The organism is Amycolatopsis sp. H20-H5 (assembly GCF_035828755.1).
Taxonomy (GTDB): Bacteria; Actinomycetota; Actinomycetes; order Mycobacteriales; family Pseudonocardiaceae; genus Amycolatopsis.
On the sequence record NZ_JAYMZS010000113.1, the window covers coordinates 1 to 20,967 of the forward strand.

The following is a 20,967-nucleotide window of genomic DNA, read 5'->3' on the forward strand; positions in this document are numbered from 1 at the left end:
GGGCCGCCGGGCGCGGCGAAAAGCGCGAGTAGCCGTCGAACAACGTCGGGCCGATGAGCCCGGAACCCGCCGCGATCTCGGTGACGGCGGCCTCGGCCCCGGTCGACTCGACGCTGCCACTGCCACCGCCGGTGACGAACTCGCGCTCCGCCAGCGCACGCACGGCCCGCACGGCGCCCCCTCGGCGCCGGGCGAGTTCCGCGGCCGACCGGCGTTGCATCCACGCGACCACGGCGTTCTTCACCGCGCTGCCGTCGGTGTCGCCGAGCCCGGCGATCTGCCCCTCGTACGCCATCAGGCCGACGAGCCGGAAACCCTTGCGCGCCAAGATGATCCGCGTCAGATCGGCGGCCTGGCGCGGGGTGAAGATCGGTGAGCGCCGGGTGCCGACGTGCACGCCGGGCAGCGGCCGCCACGAAGCGTCGAGCTCCAGGCAGACGCGGATCTCGGGGTGACCCTGGCCGAGCGCCGCGTCGACCAGATCGAGGTGCGCGACCGAATCGACCATGATCGAGATCGCCGAGCGAGCCCGTTCGTCCGCGGCCAGGCGACGCAGCGCGCCGTGGTCGGCGGTCGGATACGCGACCACGATGTCGTCGGTGGTGCCGCACTCGACGTGCCACAGCGCCTCGGCCAGCGAGTAGCACATAAGCCCCTCGAAGCCAGGACGCGCGAGCACGCGCTCAAGCAGCGCACGGCAGCGCACGGACTTGCTCACGACGCGGATCGGCTTCCCGGCGGCACGCCGGAGCAGGTCATCGGCGTTGGCGTCGAACGCTTCCAGGTCGACTACCGCGAACGGAGGATCGAGGTCCTTCGTCGCCAAGTCGTACACCGTCGCAGTGGTCACGAGGACTAAGGTACGACACCAGGGCTTGAAACGCGAATACTATTCACTTATTGTTTGGGCTCTCACACCTCCGGATGAACAGGTGCGCGCATGACACGGTGGACCAACTGGGCCGGCACCGCGACGGCCCTGCCACGGCGGGTGCACCAGCCGCGCAGCACGGCGGAGATCGCTGACGTCGTCACCGGCGCGGCGGCCGAAGGTCACCGCGTGCGCGCCTGGGGCAGCGGACATTCCTTCACCGCGATCGCCGTCGCCGACTCGGACGCGATCGACCTGACCCACTGGACCGGCATCGCGGCCGTGGACGTGCCCCGGCGCCTGGTCACCGTCCGGTCCGGCACGAAACTGCGGCAGCTCAACGCCGAACTCGACACGCTCGGCCTGGCGATGACCAACCTCGGCGACATCGACGCGCAGACGGTCTCCGGCGCGATCTCCACCGGCACCCATGGCACCGGCGCGAAGCTCGGCGGCCTCGCCACCCAGGTCGCCGCGCTGGAGCTCGTGCTGGCCGACGGCTCCATCGTCACCTGTTCGGCTGACGAGCGACCCGACCTGTTCGCGGCGGCCCGGATCGGCCTCGGCGCGCTCGGCGTCATCTCCACGGTCACCCTCCAGTGTGAACCTTCGTTCCTGCTGTCCGCGCAAGAACGCCCCGAGCCGCTGGAGCAGGTCCTCGAAGGTTTCGACGAGTTCGCCGCGGCCAACGACCACTTCGAGTTCTACTGGTTCCCCTACGGCAGCAACGCGCTGGTCAAGCGCAACAACCGCCTCCCAGCGGACGCCGAGCGCAAACCGCTGGGCAGGCTCAAGGAGTTCGTCGACTACGAGGTGACCGAGAACCTCGCGTTCGGCGGCATCTGCCGCATCGGCCGCGCGGTGCCGAAACTGGTGCGCCCCTTGGGAAAACTGGCCTCACAGGTGCTGTCGGCGCGGGAGTACAGCGATCTTTCGCACCGCGTCTTCGTCACCCATCGAGGCGTACGGTTCGTCGAGTCGGAGTTCGCGATCCCGCGCGAGTCGCTGCCAGGGGTGCTGGCCGAACTGCGCGCGCTGGTGCCGAAACTGGAGAACCCGGTGATGTTCCCGGTCGAGGTGCGGATCGCCGCGGCCGACGACATCTGGCTGTCCACGGCGTACGGCCGCGACTCCGCGTACATCGCGATCCACCAGTTCCTCGGGATGCCGTACCGCGAGTACTTCGCGGAGTTCGCGGCGATCGTCGGCCAGGTCGGCGGGCGGCCCCACTGGGGCAAGATGCACGACCTCGGCGCCCCTGAACTGCGCGAGCACTACCCGCGGTTCGACGACTTCCTGCGCGTACGCAAGGAAGTCGACCCGGGCGGGCTGTTCACCAATACGTACCTGGACCGGGTGCTGGGTCCGGCCGGTTAGGCGTTCCCCTTCAGTCGCCACCCCAGGTTTGCCGTATGCCCTGATGGGAGCCTTCACGGCGTCTAACGCTGTCATGGTGGCCTTCAGGGGCACGCATGAAACGGTCGTTGCGGAGTTAGAGGGCGTCGGTGATCGCGGTGTCGCCGGAGATCACCTCGAGGGTTTTCCCGGCCGTGGACGGGGTGTCGAGCAGGGCGACCAGTACCGCGGCGACGTCTTGGCGGGGGATGCTGCCGCGGCCGGTCTTCTCGGCGATCAGGACCTTGCCGGTGGCTTCGTCGTTGGTCAGTGCGCCGGGGCGGAGAATCGTCCAGTCGAGGTCGCGGGCGCGGAGGTCATCCTCTGCGGCTTTTTTCGCGCGCAGGTAATGGGCGAAACCCGGGTCGGTCGAGGCGTCCGGGTTGTCGGCGCCCATCGAACCGACCTGGAGGTGACGGCGCACCCCCGCGCGGCCCGCGGCCTCGGCGAACAGGACGGCCGCGTCCTTGTCCACTGTGTCCTTGCGGTCGAGGCCGCTGCCGGGCCCGGCGCCCGCCGCGAAGATGGCGGCGTCGGCGCCGTTCAGCACCTTGGCTACTTCGTCCACATCGGACTTCTCCAGGTCGAGCACGATCGCCTCGGCCCCGGCGGCGATGAGATCAGCGCCGTGGCCGGGGTTGCGGACGATCCCGACCGGCTGATCCCCGCGCGCGGCGAGGAGTTTCTCCAGCTTCAGTGCTATCTGACCGTGTCCACCTGCGATGACGACTCGTTTACCCATGTCCCGAGCGTAAACCCGCTCGCCCGGTGACGCCGGGGAGCGGGTCGGACCGTCATTCGACCTCGGCGGCAACCTCTTGCGTGACGAGCAGCTGCTCGTAGACGTGCTCGTTGATCCAGCGGGAGACGGGGTCCTCGCCAAGCAGGATCCGCTCGGTGCGGCCCTCGAGATCCATGTCGATCATGCCGTTCGGGTCGGCGGTGACCACGGCGAGGCCATAGGCGCGAGCCCGCGGGAGGCAGTTGACCACGTAGTCCTCGGTCAGCACGGTGGGCGAGGGCAGCACCATCGCGGCCTCGCCGTAACGCGCGAACGGGACCGCGGATGCCATCGCGGTGCGCCAGTGCCTGCCGACCGCGAGGACGCCGATGATCTCGGCGGCCGGGGCGGGTGCTGACGAGGCCAGCTCCGGCCAGGTCCAGGTGTCGACGGTGGCGCGATCGGTCACCGGGCCGATGCCCATCGCGATCCGCTCGGCGTGCACGTCGGTCCTGAGCTTGGCGACCACGCAGACCTTCCGGCCCAGCATGGTCACCTCCGGCAGGACCTCGCCGCGCCAGCCCAAGAGGGCCGCGGCCTTGCCAGCCAGCTCGTCGACGCTCGCCGGAAGCTCGATCGGCGGCACCACCCGGCTCGGCAGCGACCGGCTGCGCTTCGCGCCACCGTCGACTGTCGAGCTCTCAGTGTTCTGGGGTGTGGGTGTAGCCGCCACGAGTCCGCCTCCTTCAACCCTGCACAACAACATCAGTGCCCGGTGAAAGCGGCACATGACTTGACTACCAGTGCGGGAGCGCGGCAGCGCCAGGTGAAGAGAGTGGCGGCGATCAGCGGCGCTCAGCGGTCGGTGACCGGTCGGCGACCGGTCACCTGACTTCAGCCCGACCGTGCTGCCAACCGAGTGAGAGCGAGGTGAGTGGCGTTACTGCGCGTCCTCGGTCGGCTACGGACTCTCCGAACCGCTTATCCACCAAAGAGAGCAAAGTGTTACGCCGTTCGGCGTAGTCCGATGTTCCTCCATTTTGGACGCGACGAACGGTGATAACCCGTGGTCAGTCCCTGGTGGCGGTGCTGATCACCTCGTCGAGACCGGGCATGCCCCACTCGTCCACGAACACCAGCTGATCGATCTCGGAGTACCAGACCCGCTGTTTCACCTGGACCGGCCCGGTCCCGCCCTGCTGCCCGGCCGGGACGCACTGGATCGTCCACTCCTCGTAGACCCCGCCGAGGTAGCCCAGCGCCATCGGCCCGCCGCCGGTCTTGACGGCGTCGCCGTCCTGGCGCAGGTCCTTGCGACCGGCCGCGTTGCACGCGCGGCCGCCAGCGCTGCGCCGGTACGGCTTGCCCGGCTCGTAGCGCGGCTGCTCGGCGGAGGCCTGGGTGTTGTCGGTGATCAGGAAGTACTTGCAGTTGTAGTACTTGGCGGGATCCGCGCACGAACCGTCGACGATCACCCGCTCCAAACCCTGCGGTCGCTCCACCCAGGACGCCGGCGCGTGCAGGGTCAGCTTGCCCACCTTGATGTCCCGGCGGGGTCCCGGCGGGGTGACGTCGCTCGGCGCCGCCCCCGTGGTGGGCGGCGCGCCGGTCACCGCCTTGAGCACGTCGGGATTCATGAGCGCGCCCAGCCGGCCGTACGGCACGGTCAGCGTCTTCATCCCGCAGGCCTCTTCATACCCGAGCCGGCTCAGCGTGATGGTGAACTCGGCCGCCGACGGGGTGAGCGTGATCGTCACCCCGTTCTCCAAGAGCTTCACCGGCTGGATGTTCTCGGCCTTGACCGGCAGGAAACGGCCGTCCCCGCAGGCGTGGCGGTCGTCGGCCCAGATCGCGTCGTTCAGCGCGGCCATCCCCGCGTCGGTGAACGTCGACGGCTTGAGCAGGTCGGCGGGCGCCAGCGCCTTGCCGCTGGTGAGGTCGACGGTGACGCCGGACCGCCCGTTGTTCCAGCTCTGGTGCGGCGCGCCGTCGAGCCCGTGTTCGTAGAGGACGGAGAGGTACCGGTCGTTGCGAAGCCGCACGGAGGCCTTGCTCGTGGGCCGGTACGGCCCTCGTTCGGGCGGGAACTCCAGTGTCGATTTTCCGGTCGTGGTCACCCATTCGTCGACCGGTGCCGCCAGTGCGTCGTTGAGCGCCTTCTCCACCGCGGCGTTGCCCGCGCCGGAGAGGTGCACGTACTGCGCGGTGTAGCCGACGGACGTGCCCGGCACTGTCCCGGTGCGGGTCTGGATGTCCACCTTCAGGTCGACGACCTGCGCCACCACGGGTGGCTTCGCGGGCTCGTCGTGGGAGTTGACGACCACCAGCGTCGTCGTCACGGCGGCGGCCACCGCGACCGCGATCGCCACCTTCACGCCCAGCACCACCCCGCCCCCGGTGCCGCCGACGGTCGCGGCCGTGCCGGTGGCGGCGGCGCCCACGGCCACCGGCGCGGCAGCTGTGCCCGCGGCCAGCAACGCCAGCGGGGTCAACGCGGCCAGCACGCCCGCCGCCTTCTCGAGTCGCGACCAGCCCCGGCGTTCCCAGTCCTCGCCGTAACCCGCACGGGCGACCCGTTCGAGTGCCTCCAGGAAGGCGAGCGCACCCGGTGGGCGCTGCGCCGGGTCCTTCGCCATCCCCAGTGCCACGATCTCGTGCAGCTCGTCCGGGGCCTCGCCGAACGGGATCGGCGCGTACTCGTGGAGCGTCCGCAGGACCTCCGTCTGATCGGCCTGGTACGGCCGATGTCCGGCGACACACTGGAAGAACACGCAGGTCGCGGCGTAGACATCCGTCGCGGGCGTGGCCGGGCCGCCGTTCCACTGCTCTGGCGCCATGTACGACGGCGTGCCGATCACGGCTCCGACCTCGCCCGCCAGCACCGCGGTGCCGAAGTCGACCAGTTTGCTCTGGCCGGTATCTGAGACGAGGACGTTGCCCGGCTTGTAGTCCCGGTGCACCGTGTTGACGGCGTGCGCCGCGGCGAGGCCGAGGAGTGATCCCTTGAGCACGGCCAACGCCGACTCCGGCGACAACGCGCCCTCGGCCGTCAGGATGGCCTGCAGGGAAACGCCGTTGATGGCCTCGAGCACGATCGCGGCGCCCTGCGGCGTCTCGACGAACTCGTAGAGCCGCGCGACGTACGGGCTGACGACGCGGCTCAGCGCCAGCGCCTCGTTCCTGAATTCGGCCAGCCTGACCGGGTCCTCGACGAACCGGGAGAACAGGTACTTGATCGCCACGATCTGGCCGGACACGTCGTGCCTGGCCAGCACCACCCGGCCGAAGGTCCCCTCGCCGAGCTGCCCCAGCTCGGTGACCCCCGGTAGCGCCCACTCGTCGTTCAGTGCCACTTCGCGCCTTCCAAAATCTTGTCCAGGCCCGGAGTGTTCCATTCGTCGACGATCACGAGCTGGGTTTTCGGCAGGAACCACACCCGCTGGACGATGGCTGCGCCGTCGTTACAGGTGATCCGCCATTCTTCGTACGCGGCCTTCTTCGAGCCGATCGGCCGGAGCTCCTTCTTGACGAGCACAGACGCGATCTCCACCTGGCCCGGTTTCCCAGCCGCCGCACACGAGCGAGGGCCACCCGTCCGGCTGTACGGCTTGCCCGGCACGTACTGGGGCTCATCGGGCAGCGCCCGCGAGTTGTCCTTGACGGTGAACCCCGGGCAGTTCCCCTCCATGACCTCGGTGGGCGAGGGCGTGCAGCCCGGCTTCGTGAGCAGGTAGCTGTCGAGATCGCCCCCGGTGTAGCGCTGCCAGTCCGGCGGCGCGCTGACCGTGAACGCGCCGAAGTCGGTTTCCCGGTCGGCGATCGGTTTCCGCGCCGCCACCACGCCCAGCAGCGGTGCGATGTCGGAGCGGACCAGGTCACCGATCTTGTCGTAGGGCACCGTCACCGTGATGTCGCCGCAGGATTCCGCGAAGCCGTACCCGAAGCCGAGGACGTAGAAGTTCATCCCCTTCTCGGCGGGGGCGATCTGCAGGGCGTCTTCACCGCCGAACATCCGGTGACTGTTCAGTGTGCCCTCGCCGAACCGCTTTTTCGTCTTGGCCGTCTCGGCCAGGCAACCGCCGGTCGCCTCGGCGAGAATCCGGCCCTCGAGTGCCGCCATCCCGGCCTCCGACTTGCCAGCCTCGTCGAAAATGTCCTCGCCCTCGAGTACCCGGCCCGCCTGGACGTCGATGACGGCCGCGTGACGGCCGAACCCGGTGTGGGAATTGAACTGGGTCGAGTCGACTTCGCGGGTGTAGACGACGGAAAGGATCTTGTCGTCCTGGCGCACGACCTGGGCCTTGAGGCTGACGTGCGGGATGTCGCCGTCCGGGTCGGGGCCGCGGGAGTGGCTGTCCGGCCAGATGTAGCCTTCCAGCCAGTGGTCGAGGGGTTCCGCGAGCGCGGTGTTGATCCGCTGCTGGGCCGCGGTGTCCTTCAGGCCGCTGATCTGCACGAATTGCCCGTTGTAGTCGAACCCGTCGCGGGCGCCGGTGCGGGTCTGGACGTCCACCTTGAACGAGGTCAGCGCGACCGGCGGCGGGGTGTCCCCCGGCGACTGGCTGACGACCACCACCGTCGTCGTGACAGCCGCGGCCACCGCGACCCCGATCGCGACCTTCACCCCGAGCACGACCCCACCGCCGGTGCCGCCGGCAGTCGCGGCCGCCCCCGCCGCGGCGACGGGCGCGGCGGCGGTCCCGGCACTGGCGAACATCGCCAGCGGCGTCAACGCCAGAAGGAGTCCGCTGGCCTTCGCGAGACGTGACCAACCCCGGCGCTCCCAGTCCTCGCCGTAACCCGCTCGGGCGACCTGTTCGAGTTCCGCGACGAACTCGCCCGCGCCCGCGGGCCGCTGCTGGACGTCCTTCGCCATGCCACGCGCGATGAGCGCCCGGATGGGCGGCGGAACCTCGCCGAACGGGATCGGCGCGTGCTCGTGGAGCGTCCGCAGGATCTCCGTCTTGTCCGCCTGATAGGGCCGATGCCCGGCGACGCACTGGAAGAACACGCAGGTCGCGGCGTAGACGTCGGTCGCGGGTGTGGCGGCGCCACCGGCCCACTGCTCGGGCGCCATGTACGACGGCGTGCCGATCACCGCGCCGACCTCGCCGGACAGCACCGCCGTGCCGAAGTCGACCAGCTTGCTCTGCCCGGTGTCCGAGACGAGGACGTTGCCCGGCTTGTAGTCGCGATGCACGATGCCCGCCGCGTGCGCGCTGGCGAGACCCAGCAGCGAGCCCTTGAGCACGACCAAAGCGGCTTCCGGCTCGAGCACGGCGTCGGTGGCCAGCACCTGTTGGAGTGACACGCCGTGGACGGCTTCGAGCACGATCGCGGCGCCCTGCGGCGTCTCGGCGAAGTCGTACAACCGGGCGATGTACGGGCTGGGGACCTGGCTCAGCACCTGCGCTTCCCGGCGGAACTCGGCGAGCCGCGCCGGGTCGCCCGCGAAGCGCGCGAACAGGTACTTGATGGCGACGACCTGCCCGGATCCGTCGTGCCGGGCCAGCACCACCCGACCGAAGGTGCCCTCGCCGAGCTGACCGAGCTCAGTGAAACCCGGTAGTGCCCAGTCGTCCACGTAACGCCTCCCGAATCGATCCCCACCCCTTGGAGGTGACGTTCACCGCAGCGGTTCCCCCGGTCGCGGGTTTAGGGTTACTGACCGGTACCCAACCCTCGCCGTGGAGGAAGTATGCGCTCGCCGAAGGACTTCTTCAGCCCCCTCGCCCTTGGGGCGCCGGCACCCCTGCACGAGATTCCCGTGCCGCCGTCACGAATGATCCACTTCTTCGACCCGAGCAACGAGAAGATGGCGGCAAAGGTCCCTGACCTGGCCAAAAAGGTCGACATTCTGCTCGGCAACCTCGAAGACGCGGTGCGCGCCGACCGCAAGGAGGCCGCGCGCGACGGGCTGGTGGCGATCGCCAAGGCGACGGACTTCGGCCGGACCCAGCTGTGGACCAGGGTGAACAGCCTCGACTCGCCGTGGGTGCTCGACGACCTGGTCACGCTGGTCACCGAGATCGGCGACAAGCTCGACGTGATCATGGTGCCGAAGGTCGAAGGCGCGCAGGACATCCACTACGTCGACCGCCTGCTCGCGCAGCTGGAGGCCCGCGCCGGACTGGCGAAGCCGCTGCTCGTGCACGCGATCCTGGAGACCGCGAGCGGGGTGGCCAACGTCGAGGAGATCGCCGGCGCGAGCCCCCGCATGCAGGGCATCTCGCTCGGCCCGGCCGACCTGGCCGCGAGCCGACGGATGAAGACCACCCGAGTGGGTGGCGGTCACCCCGGCTACCTGGTGCGCACGGACCCGGTCGGCGAGGACCTGAACGAGGGCCGCACGACGTATCAGCAGGACCTGTGGCACTACACGGTCGCGCGGATGGTCGACGCGTGCGCCGCGAACGGGATCCTGCCGTTCTACGGTCCGTTCGGCGACATCCGCGACGTCGTGGCGTGCGAGGACCAGTTCCGCAACGCGTTCCTGCTGGGCTGCGTCGGCGCGTGGAGCCTGCACCCGGTGCAGATCGACATCGCGAAGAAGGTCTTCTCGCCGTCGCCGGAGGACGTCGCGTGGGCGCGCAAGGTGATCGCCTCGATGGGTGACGGCACCGGCGCGGTGATGATCGACGGAAAGATGCAGGACGACGCGTCGGTGAAGCAGTGCCGGGTCGTGTCCGAGCTGGCCACCGAGCTGGCGAAGGACGACCCCGAGCTCGCCGCCGCCTATGACGCCGCCACCAAGGAGAACCAGTGACCGAGCTCAAGCCCCGACGTTCCGTGCTCTACATGCCGGGCGCGAACGAGCGCGCGCTGGAGAAGGCCAAGACCCTCGACGCCGACGCGCTGATCCTCGACCTGGAGGACGCCGTCGCGCCCGACGCGAAGGAAGCCGCCCGCGAGCGTGTCTGTGCCGCTGTGTTGTCTGGCGAGTACGGGAAGCGCGAAGTGACCATTCGCGTCAACGGCCTCGACACGGAGTGGCACGAGGCGGACCTTCGCGCCGCCGCCCAGGCGGGCCCGGCCGCGGTGGTCGTCCCGAAGGTGAACTCGGCGGCCGAGGTGCACAACATCGAGCGCGGCCTGGAGCTCGGCGGCGCGCCGGAGCACACGAAGATCTGGGCGATGCTCGAAACGCCCGTCGCGATGCTGCACGCCGAGGAGATCGCGGCGGCGTCCGAGCGTCTGACGGTCCTGGTCCTGGGCACGAACGACCTGGCCAAGGAGCTGCACGCCGAGTTCGTCCCTGGCCGCGCGCCGCTGCTCGGCGGGCTCGGGCTGGCGTTGCTGGGCGCGCGGGCGGCCGGGAAGGTCATCCTCGACGGCGTCTACAACGACGTGAAGGATTTGGCAGGTTTCGAGGCCGAGTGCCTGCAGGGACGGCAGTTCGGCTTCGACGGGAAGACGCTCATCCACCCGAGCCAGCTGGAGCCCTGTAACCGGATTTTCGCGCCTTCGGCGGCGGAGATCGAGCGGTCGGAACGGATCATCAAGGCGTTCGAAGAGGCTCAGGCCGAAGGCCGCGGTGTGGTGACGGTGGACGGCCGGATGATCGAGAACCTGCACGTCGACAACGCCCGCCGGGTCCTCGCGCTGGCCGCCGCGGTGGCCGGGTGACTGTTCGGCCGTAGAGTGAGCGCGTGGCTGATCAGCGGCTGACATCGATTGAGGTCGAGGGATTCACCTCGATCCGATCGACGCGCCTGGAACTCGGCGCGATGAACGTTCTCATCGGCGCGAACGGCGCAGGCAAAAGCAACTTCATCCAGGCTGTGGGCATGCTCAGCCGGATCGTGGGTGGAGAGCTCAACTTCTTCGTCGGACTCAACGGTGGCTCATCCGCTCTACTCAACAACACCAGCGGATGGCCTCGGATCCATCTCGAGCTGGACGCGTATCCCCATACTTACGAAGCGACACTGGTACCGGCCGCCGGCAATGAGCTCATTTTCGAACTCGAGGCTGTCTCGTTCATCTCCACCGAAGGCGGCTCACGCCGTGAAGTACTGGGGCGTGGTCACCAAGAAACGAAACTGAACAGCCATGAAGCAGCCGTTCGAATCACGGAACTCCTCAACGGCTGCAAGGTCTTCCACTTCCACGACACGAGTCTCAACGCGCCACCGAAGCGGCAGGTCTCCGTGGCGGACAACATCTCGCTCCGAGCTGATGCGGGGAACCTCGCCGCGGTTCTTCTTGGTCTCCAGACAAGCAGGAGCAGGGCGGATCGAGCCGCCTATCGCCGAATCGTCGGCGCGATCAAGCTGGTAGCGCCTTTCTTCCGTGACTTCGTCCTGCATCCGGCCAGCGGAACCGACCACGTCCAGCTGCGCTGGTTGGAGAAGAACGGCGACGCGGTGTTCTCCGCTAACCAGCTTTCTGACGGAACTCTGCGGTTCGTTTGCCTGGCGACCTTGCTGCTACAACCCGCGTTGCCCACCTTGGTCGTGTTGGACGAGCCTGAACTCGGACTCCACCCGTTCGCCATCGTCCAACTGGCGGACATGCTGCGGCAGGCTTCGGCACGGAGCCAAGTGCTGATCGCCACGCAGTCCGTGACCTTGATGAACCAGTTCGAAGTCGAAGACCTGGTCATCGTCGAACGAGCGGCCGGGGCATCGGTGTTCACCAGGCCCGATCCCGAGCGACTCAAGAACTGGCTGGACGAATATTCCCTGGGTGAGCTCTGGGAGAAGAACCTCATCGGTGGACAACCGGGGTCGACCGGCAGCGTTCTTGATGACTGAACGAAGACGTCTGCACCTTCTCGTCGAGGGCCAGACCGAAGCGACTGTCGTCCGCGAAACCATGCTTGATCACTTCCAAGCCGAGGGCTGGCTGGTCACTTGGTCGATGATCCGCACTCAGCGGTCGACAGGAGCGCATCGCGGAGGTGTTTCCTCATGGGCGAAGATCCATCGCGACGTCAAGGAACTGCTGGGCGGCAAGAATCTCCACGTCCTCACGACCTTGTTCGACTACTACGGATTCCCGGAAGATGCTCCTGGGATGCCCACGCGGCCTGCGGGCTCGGCGCACGACCAGGTGGCTCACGTCGAGCAGGCGCTAGCGGCCACCGTGGGCGATCGGCGTTTCCTGCCCCACCTCGTTTTGCACGAGCTGGAGACCTGGGTCTTCGCGGCGGCCGATCAGCTGGCCGAGTTGCGAGGCGAGCCGGAGCTGGCGAATCGTTTGAAAGCCGACTGCTTGGCGGCGGGCGGCGCCGAACTCGTCAACAACGGACCGAAGACCGCGCCGTCCAAACGACTCACGTCCTATTGCGGGGACTACTTGAAGACCGTCGACGGCCCCCTGGCCATCAACGACCTTGGCATCAAGGCGCTCAAGAAGCAGTGTCCCCACTTCGCCGCCTGGCTGGACGAACTCAGCTCCCGGTAGGCCACGCGCGCTGAGCCGGGCGAAGTTGCTCGAAGACCGCAGCGGCGCCAAGCACGCCGACGTCGTCAAACCGCCGCCCGGCGATCTGCAGCCCCACCGGCTGCCCTTCCCGCGTGTAGCCGCAGTTCACCGAGACCGCGGGCTGGCCGGACATGTTGTACGGCACGGTGAACGCGATGTGCTCGAACGGCAGGCTCGGGTCGTTGGTCGGCGAGGCCGACTCGGCCGGAGGCGCGGACACCGGGCAAACCGGTGACAGCACGAAGTCGAAACGCTCGGTCGCGCGCAGGGTCGCCACCGACATGACGTCGATCTGTCCGAACCCACGGTAAGTGGTGACGCCGTCGACGTCCGCGCCGCGAGCGGCCCAGTCGGCGATGTACGGCAGTATCTTCGCGCGGCGTTCCTCGGGCAGTGGCGCCATTTCGGACCAGGCCCGCACCCGCCAGAACGTGTCGAGGCCGTCGAGCATTTCGCGCCGCAGGAACGGCTCCACCGGCTCCACCACCGCACCCGCGGCTTCGAAAAGCCGAGCCGCCTCGGTTACCGCGGCGAGAATGTCCGGCTCGACAGCCAGTCCGACCCCGGCGTCGAGGTGCAGCCCGATCCGGAGCCCCCGGACGCCGGTCTCGAGAGAACCCCAGTCGAGATCCGCGGGCGGGAGGCTCAGGTGGTCGCGACTGTCCGGAGTGGACAGCACGCTCATCAGCAGCGCGGTGTCGGCAACGGTCCTGGTCAGCGGCCCGGCCACGCGCCCGAAAAACGGCGGATCGACCGGCACCCGCCCGAAACTCGGCTTGAGCCCGACCAGCCCGCACCACCCGGCGGGCAGCCGGATCGAGCCGCCGATGTCGGAACCGACGTGCAGCGGGCCGTACCCGGCGGCGCCCGCCGCGGCGGCACCCGCGCTCGACCCGCCGGGCGTACGTGAAGTGTCCCAGGGGTTGCGCGACGCGGTGTGGAAGCTGGACAGCCCCGAGGTGAGCATCCCGTAGTCCGGCATGGTCGTCTTCGCGAGCAGCACGCCGCCGGACTCGCGGACGCGCGCGGCGGGCGGGGCGTCGAGAGGCGCCGGGACGAGCTCGGTGGCCGCGGTCCCCAGCGGCACGGGGGTGCCCCGCGTGGCGATGTTCTCCTTGAGCGTCAACGGGACGCCGTCGATCGGCCCGAGCGGCTCGCCCTCGTGCCAACGCGCTTCGGACGCCTTCGCCTCTTCGCGCGCGCTCGCCGGGTCGTACGCGTAGAGCGCGTGGAGCTCGGGCTCGCGCTTCTCGATACGCGCCAACACGGCCTCGGTCACCTCGACGGGTGACAACTTGCGCTCGCGGTACCGCGTGACGAGCTCGACGGCGGTCAGATCAGGCAACTCGGTCATGTCATCTCCTCCAGAAGCAAGTCCCTGAAGGCCACTGTCTCTTCTCAGGCCCGTCGCCTCGTCGGCGACGGGCCTCACGGCGTCTAAAGCCGTGAAGGTGGCCTTCAGGGGCAGTTAAGAAGCGGGGGGCTCGAAGCGTCCGTCGACCGCGGTCCAGCCGCCGTCGACGGGCAGGACGGCCCCGGTCACGAAGCTCGCGGCGTCCGACGCGAGGTAGACGACCGCGCCGGCCAGCTCGTCGGGACGCGCCCAGCGGCCGAGCGCGCCCTTGGTCGCGTAGGCGTTGTACCAGTCGGGATTCGCCTTGATCTGCGCCGTCAAAGGAGTCTCGACGACGCCGGGTGCGATCGCGTTGACCCGGACACCGGCCGGGCCGAACTCGGCGGCGGCCGTGCGGAACAGCTGGACGAGGCCCGCTTTGGTCGCGGCGTAGGGGCCTTGGCCTGGCTCGACGGTCGTGCCGCGGATCGACGAGAAGCCGATGATGCTGCCGCGCCGCCGCTCGACCATGCCCGCGCCGAACGCGCGGACGACCTCGAAGGTCGCGCCGAGGTTCAGCGCGATGACGCGGTCGAACTCCTCGCGGGTGTAGTCGAGCAAACGTTTGCGCACGTTCATCGCGGCGGTCAGCACCACGATGTCGAGCTCGCCGAGCTCGGCGGCCGCGCGGGCGACCGCGCCCTCCTCCAGCAGGTCGATCTCGTACGCCTCACCGGCGTCTGTTTCCTTGGCCGACGCGAGGTCGCGGTCGGCGCAGATCACCTCGGCGCCGTGAGCGGCCAGCGCGCGGGCCGACTCGCGGCCGATGCCGCTGCCCGCGCCGAGCACCACCGCCCGCCTGCCGTCGAGCCGGAACAGCTTGTCGTAGTTCATGGACGCAGCACCGCCATCCTGGTCACGGTCAGTTCCTCGATCGCGAAACGCGGCCCCTCGCGGCCGATCCCGGAGTCCTTCACCCCGCCGTACGGCATGGTGTCGGAGCGGAATCCCGGCACCTCGTTGACGACCACGCCGCCGACCTCCAGCTCGTCCAGCGCGCGAAAAGCGGTCTTCAGCGACGTGCTGAACACGCTCGCGTGCAGCCCGTACCTCGACGCATTGACCGCGGCGAAGGCTTCGTCCACATCGGACACCGTGCGCACGCAGACGACTGGCCCGAAGACCTCTTCCTCCCAGCATTCGGCGCCGTCAGGCACGTCGAGCAGCACGGTCGGGGAGATGACGCCGTTCTCCACGCCACCGCCTCCGGCGAGCTTCGCGCCCGCCGACGTCGCTTTGCCGACCCATTCCAGCACACGGGCGGTGGACCGTTCGTCGATCAGCGCGGACACCCGCGTCGACTCCTCACGCGGATCGCCGGTGATGACCTCGCCGAGCCGCGCCAGGACCCGCTCGGTCAGCGCGTCGGCGACCTCGGCGACGACCAGGACTCGCTGGACCGAGATGCAGGCCTGGCCGGACGCGTAGAACCCGCCGCGCAGCACGGCGTCCGCGGCCGCGTCGAGGTCGGCGTCACCGGCGACCACGAGCGCGGCGTTGGACCCCAGCTCCAGCAACGTTTTCGTGGGCGCCGCGTCGCGGGCGATCCGGTGGCCGACGGCGGCTGAGCCGGTGAACGAGACCGCACCGATCCGCCGGTCGGTGACCAGTGCGGAGCCGACGTCGGCATCGCCGGTCACGAGCTGGACGGTCGCGGCAGGCACATCGAGCGAACGGGCCGCCTCGCGCACGAGGTGCACCAGCCACAACGTCGCCAGCGGTGTCTGCGGTGCGGGCTTGACCACGACCGGGCAGCCCGCGGCGATGGCGGGCGCGATCTTGTGCGACGCGAGCAGCAGCGGGTAGTTGAATCCGGCGATGCCGACGACCACCCCGATCGGCTTGCGCTTCCAGAACCCGACCAGGCCGTCGCCGGACGGCAGCAGGTCCAGTGGGACCGTTTCGCCGTGCAGCCGGGAGACCTCTTCGGCGGCGGCTTCCCAGGTGACGATCGTGCGGGCGACCTCGACCTGGCAGTCGACCAGCGGTTTCCCGGTTTCGGCGACCAGCAGTTTCTCGAAAGCTTCACGTGAAACCTTCAGCGCCGCCGCGACGTCGTTGAGCAGCGAGCGCCGGGTGCGGGACGGCAACGCGGCGACCTCGCGGGCGACAGCGACAGCGGCGTCAATGGCCTGAGTCGCGAGCTCCGGCGTCCCGGCAGGTGCCGAGCCGATCGTGCTGCCGTCGTAGGGGAACAGCACCGGCTCGGTTTCGGTGGAGACCCAGCCCGAGCCGATCGGCAAGCCTTCGGGGTACTCAGGCACCTTCGCTCCCTTCACTCAGCCGGGCGAGGGCCGCGCGCAGGCTGGGCGCGGCGGCCAGCAGCTCCCGGGTGTACTCGTGCTCGGGCGCGTCGTAGACCTGATCGACGTCACCCAGCTCGACGATCTCGCCGCGCCGCATCACCGCGACCCGGTCGCACACGTGCCGGACGACACCGAGGTCGTGCGAGACGAACACGAGCGTCAGCGCGAACTGGTCCACCAGCGACGCCAGAAGGTCGAGGATCTGCGCACGCACCGAGACGTCCAGCGCGCTGACCGGCTCGTCGGCGACGAGCACGCTCGGATTCGGGGCCAGCGCCCGCGCGATGGAGATCCGCTGCCGCTGCCCGCCGGAGAACTGGTGCGGATACCGCCCGGCCGCGTCGGCCGGAAGCCCAACGGCCTCAAGCAGTTCCGTCACGCGCTCCACACGACCGGGCGTGCGCCCCAGCGGCTCGGCGATGATGTCCCGCACGCGCATCCGCGGGTCGAGCGAGCCCATCGGGTCCTGGAAGACGATCTGCAGCTCGGAACGCAGGAACTTGAGCTTCCGCTCGGGCAGGGTGTCGATCCGGCGGCCTTGGAACGACACTGTGCCCGCGGTCGGCTTGTCGAGCGCGGCGAGCAGTCTGACCAAAGTGGACTTCCCGGAGCCCGATTCGCCGACGATGCCGAACCGCTGCCCGGCTTCGACCTCGAACGACACCCCGCGCAGCGCCCGCACAGCACGCCGCGCGTAGCGGCGTTCCAGGTCGCGAACCTCGATGATGGGCGTCATCGGCTCGCCTCCAGATCCGACGCGGCGAGCAGCTTCCGGGTGTACTCGTGCCGCGGTGCCGTCAGGACTTCGCGCGTGCTGCCGGACTCGACGATCTCGCCGTCGAGCATCACCAGCACGCGCTCGCACACTGTCGCGACCACGGCGAGGTCGTGCGTGATGAACAGCAACGCCGTCTCACGGTCGCGGACGCCGTCGAGAATCAGGTCCAGGATCTGGGCCTGCACGGTGACGTCCAGTGCGGTGGTCGGCTCGTCGCAGATCAGCAGCTTCGGGTCATTGGCCAGCGCCATCGCCAGCACGACCCGCTGCCGCTGGCCGCCGGACAGCTGGTGCGGGTACGCCTTCGCGGTGCCGGGCAGGCCGACGCTGTCGAGCAGCTCGACGGCGGCAGCCCGATGATCACGGCGAGTTCCGTGCACCCGCAAGGGTTCCGCGACCTGCGCACCGACGCGCATCGCGGGGTTGAGCGCGGTCATCGGCTCCTGGAAAACCATGCACATCTCGTTGCCGCGCAGCCGCGAGAGCTCCTTCTCGGACGCCCCCAGTAGCTCGCGCCCGTTCAGCTTCACCGACCCGCTCGGCCGCAACTCGTCTGGCAGCAGGCCCATCACCGACAACGCCGTCAACGACTTCCCGGACCCCGACTCCCCGATCAGCCCGACGCGCTCACCCCTGCCGACCTCGAACGACACGCCCTTGACCAGCGCCTCCACGCCCAGCCCGCGCACCTCAAGCAACGGTCCCTGAAGGCCACCATCACGGCGTTTTACGCCGTGATGGTGGCCTTCAGGGGCAATCGAATCGGGGGTCATGGGCGGGCCGCCAATCGGGGGTCGAGGCGGTCGCGGAGGCCGTCGCCGAGGAGGTTGAAGCCCAGGACCGCGAGGGCGATGGCGATGCCGGGGATCAGCGCGAGGCGCGGGTAGCCGGTCAGGAGTTCCTGCGACTCCTGGAGCATCCGGCCCCACGAGGGCGTCGGCGGCCGGGTGCCGAAGCCCAGGAACGACAGCGCTGCCTCGGCCAGGACGGCGATCGCGAACGACACCGAGGCCTGCACGATCAGCAGCCCGGAGATGTTCGGCAGCACGTGTCGCGCGGCGATGGTCAGCCGCGACCGGCCCGCCGAGCGTGCGGCCAGCACGAACTCGCTGCTCATCACCTGCAACGTCCCCGAGCGGGCGATCCGCGCGAACGACGGGATGGTCGCGATGCCGATCGCGACCATCGCGGTCAGCGTGTCGGCCCCGAACACCGCGCCGAACATGATCGCCAGCAGCAGCGCCGGGAACGCGAGCACGAGGTCGTTGACCCGCATGACGATCTCGCCGAGCCACTTCGGCGCCATCCCGGCGAGGATCCCCAGCGGAGTCCCGATCACGGCCGCTACGCCGACCGCGACCACACCGACGTACAGCGTGCTGCGCGCGCCGACCATGAGCTGACTGGCCAGGTCACGGCCGAACTTGTCGGTGCCGAACGGGTTTTCGACGCTCGGCCCGAGCAGCCGGTGGACCGCGTCGACCTTCACCGGATCGTGTGGTGTCCACAGGAACGACACCACCGCGGCGAGCACGACCAGGCCGACGAGCACCAGCCCGGCCGTCAGGCTCCCGTTGCGGGAGCGAGTGCGCGTAGCCATCACGAGCCCCGCAATCTCGGGTCGAGCACGGTGTAGAGGAGGTCCACCACGAAGTTGACCAGCAGCACCCCGGCCACCAGCACGAGCACGATCCCTTGCACGGTCAGCAGATCCCGCGACGCCACCGAGTCGAGCAGCAGGCTGCCCAGCCCCGGCAGCACGAACACTCGCTCGACCACGACCGCGCCGATCAGCAACGTCGCCAGCTGCAGCCCGAGCACCGTCACGACCGGGACGGCCGCGTTGCGCAGCCCGTGCCGGAACAACGCCTGGAACGGCCGAAGCCCCTTCGACCGCGCTGTGCGCAGGTAGTCCTGGCCGAGGGTGTCGAGCACCGAAGAGCGCACATAACGGGTGAGCACCGCGCCTTGCACCAGCCCGAGCGAAAGCGCCGGAAGGATCAGCCCGCGGACGAAGTCTCCGGCGTCGACATTGGGCGGGGTCCAGCCACCGGACGGCAGCCAGCGCAGGCTCACCGCGAAGATCTGTACCAGGATGATCCCAGCGAGAAACGCGGGAATCGCGACGCCGACCTGGGAAAGCCCGGACACCACCGTCCCGCTCGCCCGGCGGTGGCGCACCGCCGCGAACGTCCCCAGCGGCACCGCGAGCACCAGCGCCACGACCATGCCCGCGCCGACGAGCCAGAGCGTGACACCCAGCCTGTCGAGCAGCTGCGGCCCGATCGCTTCGCGCGTCACGTACGAACGGCCGAAGTCGCCGTGGAAGACGCCGCCGATCCAGTCGAAGTACTGCGTGACCAGCGGCCGGTCGATGCCGAACTCGGTGCGCGTCTTCGCGAGCAGCTCCGGCGTCGCGTTGACGCCCAGCGCGACCTGCGCCGGGTCGCCGGGCAGCACGGCCATGAACAGGAACACGACCACGGACGCGACCACGAGACTGACCAGCAGGATCGCCACCCGCCTGAGCACCTTGACCGTCATCGCGGCGCCAATCCCGTGAAGTCGAAGGACTCGCTGACCTGGTTCTTCACGAACCCGGTCACCTTCGCCTTCGCCACGATCACGTTGGGGAACAGGAAGAGCCAGTCCGCGGCGGCATCGGTGTTGAGCTGCTTCGCCACCGCGCGCATGTCCGTCACCTGCTCGGCGGGCGTGCCGCTGTCGGCCGCCGCCAGCTGCCGCTGGACCTGCGGATTGTTGTAGCCCCAGTAGTACTTCGGCTTGCCGAAGGTCGTGATGTCGCGCGCCTCGACGTGCTGGATGATCGACAAGTCGTAGTCGTGATCGGTGAACACCTGCTTGAGCCACACCGCAGGGAAGTCCAGCGGCTCGATGTTCACGCGCACGCCGACGTCGGCAAGCTGCGACGCCACGACCTGCGCGGCCGACACCGCGTACGGCAGGTTCGGAATCCGCAGCCGCAGCGACGGATTCGGCTGCCCGGCCTCGGCGAGCAACGCCTTCGCCTTCGCGGGGTCGTACGGGTAGACGCCGGAAAGGTCCTCGTACCAGGGATCCGTCGGCGGGACCATGCTGCCGATCAGCGTGCCGCGCCCGGCCCACGCCGTGTCCAGCAGGGCTTTCCGGTCGATCGCGTAGGTCAGGGCCTGGCGCACGCGGACGTCGTTCAGCGGCGCGCGGGCGTTGTTGAAGGCCAGCGTGACCTCGCTGTTCGTGGTGCCCTCGATGACGGTGAACCGGTCGTCGCCCTGGAACTGCGGGACCGAGTCGGGCGCGGTGATCGTCGAGATGACGTCGATCCCGTTGGACAGCAACGCGTTGTTCAGCGCGGTCGGGTCCTTGATGTACTTGAGCACCACCGTCGAGTACGCGGGCCTGCGGCCCCAGTAGGCGGGATTTCCCTTGAGCACGATGGAATCCCCGCGCCGCCGCTGGGCGACGACGTACGGCCCGGTGCCGATCGCCTGGTTGGCAAGGTCGGCGATCCCGGTCGGGCTGAACATCGCGCCGAGGCGGCTGGTGAGGCTGAACAGCCAGCCGTTGCTCGGCTTGCTCAGCACGACCCGCGCGTGGTCCGGCGCGACGACGTCCACGTGATCGACGACGTCCATTGTGGACTTGATCGACACCGTCCACGCCGTTTTGACCCGCAGCAGGGAGAACTTGACGTCCTCGGCGGTGAACGGCGCGCCGTTGCCGAACTTCACGCCGGGCTGGAGCTGGAAGTCGTAGGTCCTGCGGTCCGGGCTGATCGTCCACGACTTCGCCAGCAGCGGCACGACCTTGCCGTCCGAGTCGAGCTTCACCAGGCCTTCGTAGACGTTGTAGAGCAGCACCTGCGGGATGGCCACCCCATCCGTGCGGGTGAAGTCGAAGTTCTGCGGCTCGGCGGTGATCCCGACCGAAAGCGTGGTGGGGTCGGTCGACACCGTTGCGCTGGACCCGGCCGAGCAGCCGGACACCACGAGCAGCAGCGCGAGCGCCGCCGTGTGAAGTCGGCCTCTCATTGAGCCTCCCGGGAGGTACACTGGTCTGACCAGTAACCCAGAG

The 20,967-nt window shown here is 69.1% G+C and carries 18 protein-coding genes; 5 read left to right on the forward strand and 13 right to left on the reverse strand.

All coding sequences use genetic code 11. The features are described from left to right. Window positions 1–850 (reverse strand): alanine racemase (locus QMK34_RS38085; RefSeq protein WP_326419635.1); only part of this gene is annotated, 850 nt, incomplete at its 3' end. Window positions 851–940: 90 nt separating this feature from the next. Here QMK34_RS38085 and QMK34_RS38090 point away from each other — a divergent pair. Beyond that, window positions 941–2,248: a D-arabinono-1,4-lactone oxidase gene (locus QMK34_RS38090; protein WP_326419637.1), complete on the forward strand. Its 1,308-nt coding sequence runs from the start codon at window positions 941–943 to the stop codon at window positions 2,246–2,248. A 115-nt stretch (window positions 2,249–2,363) separates the two neighbouring features. On the opposite strand, the gene QMK34_RS38095 is transcribed toward QMK34_RS38090, so the two are convergent. The 4 genes from QMK34_RS38095 to QMK34_RS38110 form a co-directional block, all read right to left on the reverse strand. After that, the gene (locus QMK34_RS38095; protein WP_326419638.1) at window positions 2,364–3,008 is read right to left on the reverse strand and encodes an SDR family oxidoreductase; all 645 of its coding nucleotides are present in this window, start codon (window positions 3,006–3,008) and stop codon (window positions 2,364–2,366) included. Between the two features lie 52 nt (window positions 3,009–3,060). Further along, the gene (locus QMK34_RS38100) at window positions 3,061–3,753 is read right to left on the reverse strand and encodes a hypothetical protein (protein ID WP_326419639.1); all 693 of its coding nucleotides are present in this window, start codon (window positions 3,751–3,753) and stop codon (window positions 3,061–3,063) included. 304 nt (window positions 3,754–4,057) lie between these two features. Next, entirely contained in the window at window positions 4,058–6,340 is a 2,283-nt protein-coding gene (locus tag QMK34_RS38105; protein WP_326419640.1) for a serine/threonine-protein kinase, read from the reverse strand. Continuing rightward, window positions 6,331–8,571, reverse strand: a complete 2,241-nt coding sequence (locus QMK34_RS38110) for a serine/threonine-protein kinase (protein WP_326419641.1) — start codon at window positions 8,569–8,571, stop codon at window positions 6,331–6,333. The genes QMK34_RS38105 and QMK34_RS38110 overlap by 10 nt, the downstream gene beginning before the upstream one ends. A 114-nt stretch (window positions 8,572–8,685) precedes the next feature. Between QMK34_RS38110 and QMK34_RS38115 the strand changes: the two genes are divergently transcribed. Genes QMK34_RS38115 through QMK34_RS38130 form a run of 4 tightly spaced genes read left to right on the forward strand, consistent with a single transcriptional unit; the run spans window position 8,686 to window position 12,395 of the window. Then, entirely contained in the window at window positions 8,686–9,753 is a 1,068-nt protein-coding gene (locus QMK34_RS38115) for an HpcH/HpaI aldolase/citrate lyase family protein (protein WP_326419642.1), read from the forward strand. Further along, a complete protein-coding gene (locus QMK34_RS38120; protein ID WP_326419643.1) occupies window positions 9,750–10,613 on the forward strand; it encodes an HpcH/HpaI aldolase/citrate lyase family protein in 864 nt (287 codons plus the stop codon). Before QMK34_RS38115 ends, QMK34_RS38120 begins: the two co-directional genes overlap by 4 nt. Window positions 10,614–10,636: 23 nt before the next feature. Next, entirely contained in the window at window positions 10,637–11,743 is a 1,107-nt protein-coding gene (locus tag QMK34_RS38125) for an AAA family ATPase (RefSeq protein WP_326419644.1), read from the forward strand. After that, window positions 11,736–12,395: a DUF4276 family protein gene (locus QMK34_RS38130; protein WP_326419645.1), complete on the forward strand. Its 660-nt coding sequence runs from the start codon at window positions 11,736–11,738 to the stop codon at window positions 12,393–12,395. Before QMK34_RS38125 ends, QMK34_RS38130 begins: the two co-directional genes overlap by 8 nt. On the opposite strand, the gene QMK34_RS38135 is transcribed toward QMK34_RS38130, so the two are convergent. From QMK34_RS38135 to QMK34_RS38170, 8 genes are all read right to left on the reverse strand, one after another. Beyond that, on the reverse strand, window positions 12,382–13,770 hold the full coding sequence (locus QMK34_RS38135) for an amidase (RefSeq protein ID WP_326419647.1): 1,389 nt from the start codon (window positions 13,768–13,770) through the stop codon (window positions 12,382–12,384). The genes QMK34_RS38130 and QMK34_RS38135 overlap by 14 nt on opposite strands. Window positions 13,771–13,884: 114 nt before the next feature. Continuing rightward, window positions 13,885–14,643: an SDR family NAD(P)-dependent oxidoreductase gene (locus QMK34_RS38140; RefSeq protein ID WP_326419648.1), complete on the reverse strand. Its 759-nt coding sequence runs from the start codon at window positions 14,641–14,643 to the stop codon at window positions 13,885–13,887. Then, window positions 14,640–16,073, reverse strand: coding sequence for an aldehyde dehydrogenase family protein (locus QMK34_RS38145; protein ID WP_326419649.1), 1,434 nt, complete (start codon window positions 16,071–16,073; stop codon window positions 14,640–14,642). Before QMK34_RS38145 ends, QMK34_RS38140 begins: the two co-directional genes overlap by 4 nt. Continuing rightward, window positions 16,066–16,851 (reverse strand): ATP-binding cassette domain-containing protein, encoded by a 786-nt coding sequence (locus QMK34_RS38150; RefSeq protein WP_326419650.1) that lies wholly within the window; start codon window positions 16,849–16,851, stop codon window positions 16,066–16,068. Before QMK34_RS38150 ends, QMK34_RS38145 begins: the two co-directional genes overlap by 8 nt. Continuing rightward, window positions 16,848–17,591, reverse strand: coding sequence for an ABC transporter ATP-binding protein (locus tag QMK34_RS38155; RefSeq protein WP_326419651.1), 744 nt, complete (start codon window positions 17,589–17,591; stop codon window positions 16,848–16,850). The genes QMK34_RS38150 and QMK34_RS38155 overlap by 4 nt, the downstream gene beginning before the upstream one ends. Before the next feature lie 71 nt (window positions 17,592–17,662). Then, the gene (locus QMK34_RS38160) at window positions 17,663–18,493 is read right to left on the reverse strand and encodes an ABC transporter permease (protein WP_326419652.1); all 831 of its coding nucleotides are present in this window, start codon (window positions 18,491–18,493) and stop codon (window positions 17,663–17,665) included. Next, window positions 18,493–19,437, reverse strand: a complete 945-nt coding sequence (locus QMK34_RS38165) for an ABC transporter permease (RefSeq protein WP_326419653.1) — start codon at window positions 19,435–19,437, stop codon at window positions 18,493–18,495. The genes QMK34_RS38160 and QMK34_RS38165 overlap by 1 nt, the downstream gene beginning before the upstream one ends. After that, the gene (locus tag QMK34_RS38170) at window positions 19,434–20,924 is read right to left on the reverse strand and encodes an ABC transporter substrate-binding protein (RefSeq protein WP_326419654.1); all 1,491 of its coding nucleotides are present in this window, start codon (window positions 20,922–20,924) and stop codon (window positions 19,434–19,436) included. Before QMK34_RS38170 ends, QMK34_RS38165 begins: the two co-directional genes overlap by 4 nt. Window positions 20,925–20,967: the final 43 nt, after the last annotated feature.

Coding starts and splice junctions, on each gene's coding strand:
- QMK34_RS38100 (WP_326419639.1), bottom strand. CDS start 3,753: ATGTTGTTGTGCAGGGTTGAAGGAGGCGGACTCGTGGCGGCTACACCC.
- QMK34_RS38135 (WP_326419647.1), bottom strand. CDS start 13,770: ATGACCGAGTTGCCTGATCTGACCGCCGTCGAGCTCGTCACGCGGTAC.
- QMK34_RS38170 (WP_326419654.1), bottom strand. CDS start 20,924: ATGAGAGGCCGACTTCACACGGCGGCGCTCGCGCTGCTGCTCGTGGTG.
- QMK34_RS38090 (WP_326419637.1), top strand. CDS start 941: ATGACACGGTGGACCAACTGGGCCGGCACCGCGACGGCCCTGCCACGG.
- QMK34_RS38140 (WP_326419648.1), bottom strand. CDS start 14,643: ATGAACTACGACAAGCTGTTCCGGCTCGACGGCAGGCGGGCGGTGGTG.
- QMK34_RS38165 (WP_326419653.1), bottom strand. CDS start 19,437: ATGACGGTCAAGGTGCTCAGGCGGGTGGCGATCCTGCTGGTCAGTCTC.
- QMK34_RS38160 (WP_326419652.1), bottom strand. CDS start 18,493: ATGGCTACGCGCACTCGCTCCCGCAACGGGAGCCTGACGGCCGGGCTG.
- QMK34_RS38115 (WP_326419642.1), top strand. CDS start 8,686: ATGCGCTCGCCGAAGGACTTCTTCAGCCCCCTCGCCCTTGGGGCGCCG.
- QMK34_RS38130 (WP_326419645.1), top strand. CDS start 11,736: ATGACTGAACGAAGACGTCTGCACCTTCTCGTCGAGGGCCAGACCGAA.
- QMK34_RS38095 (WP_326419638.1), bottom strand. CDS start 3,008: ATGGGTAAACGAGTCGTCATCGCAGGTGGACACGGTCAGATAGCACTG.
- QMK34_RS38150 (WP_326419650.1), bottom strand. CDS start 16,851: ATGACGCCCATCATCGAGGTTCGCGACCTGGAACGCCGCTACGCGCGG.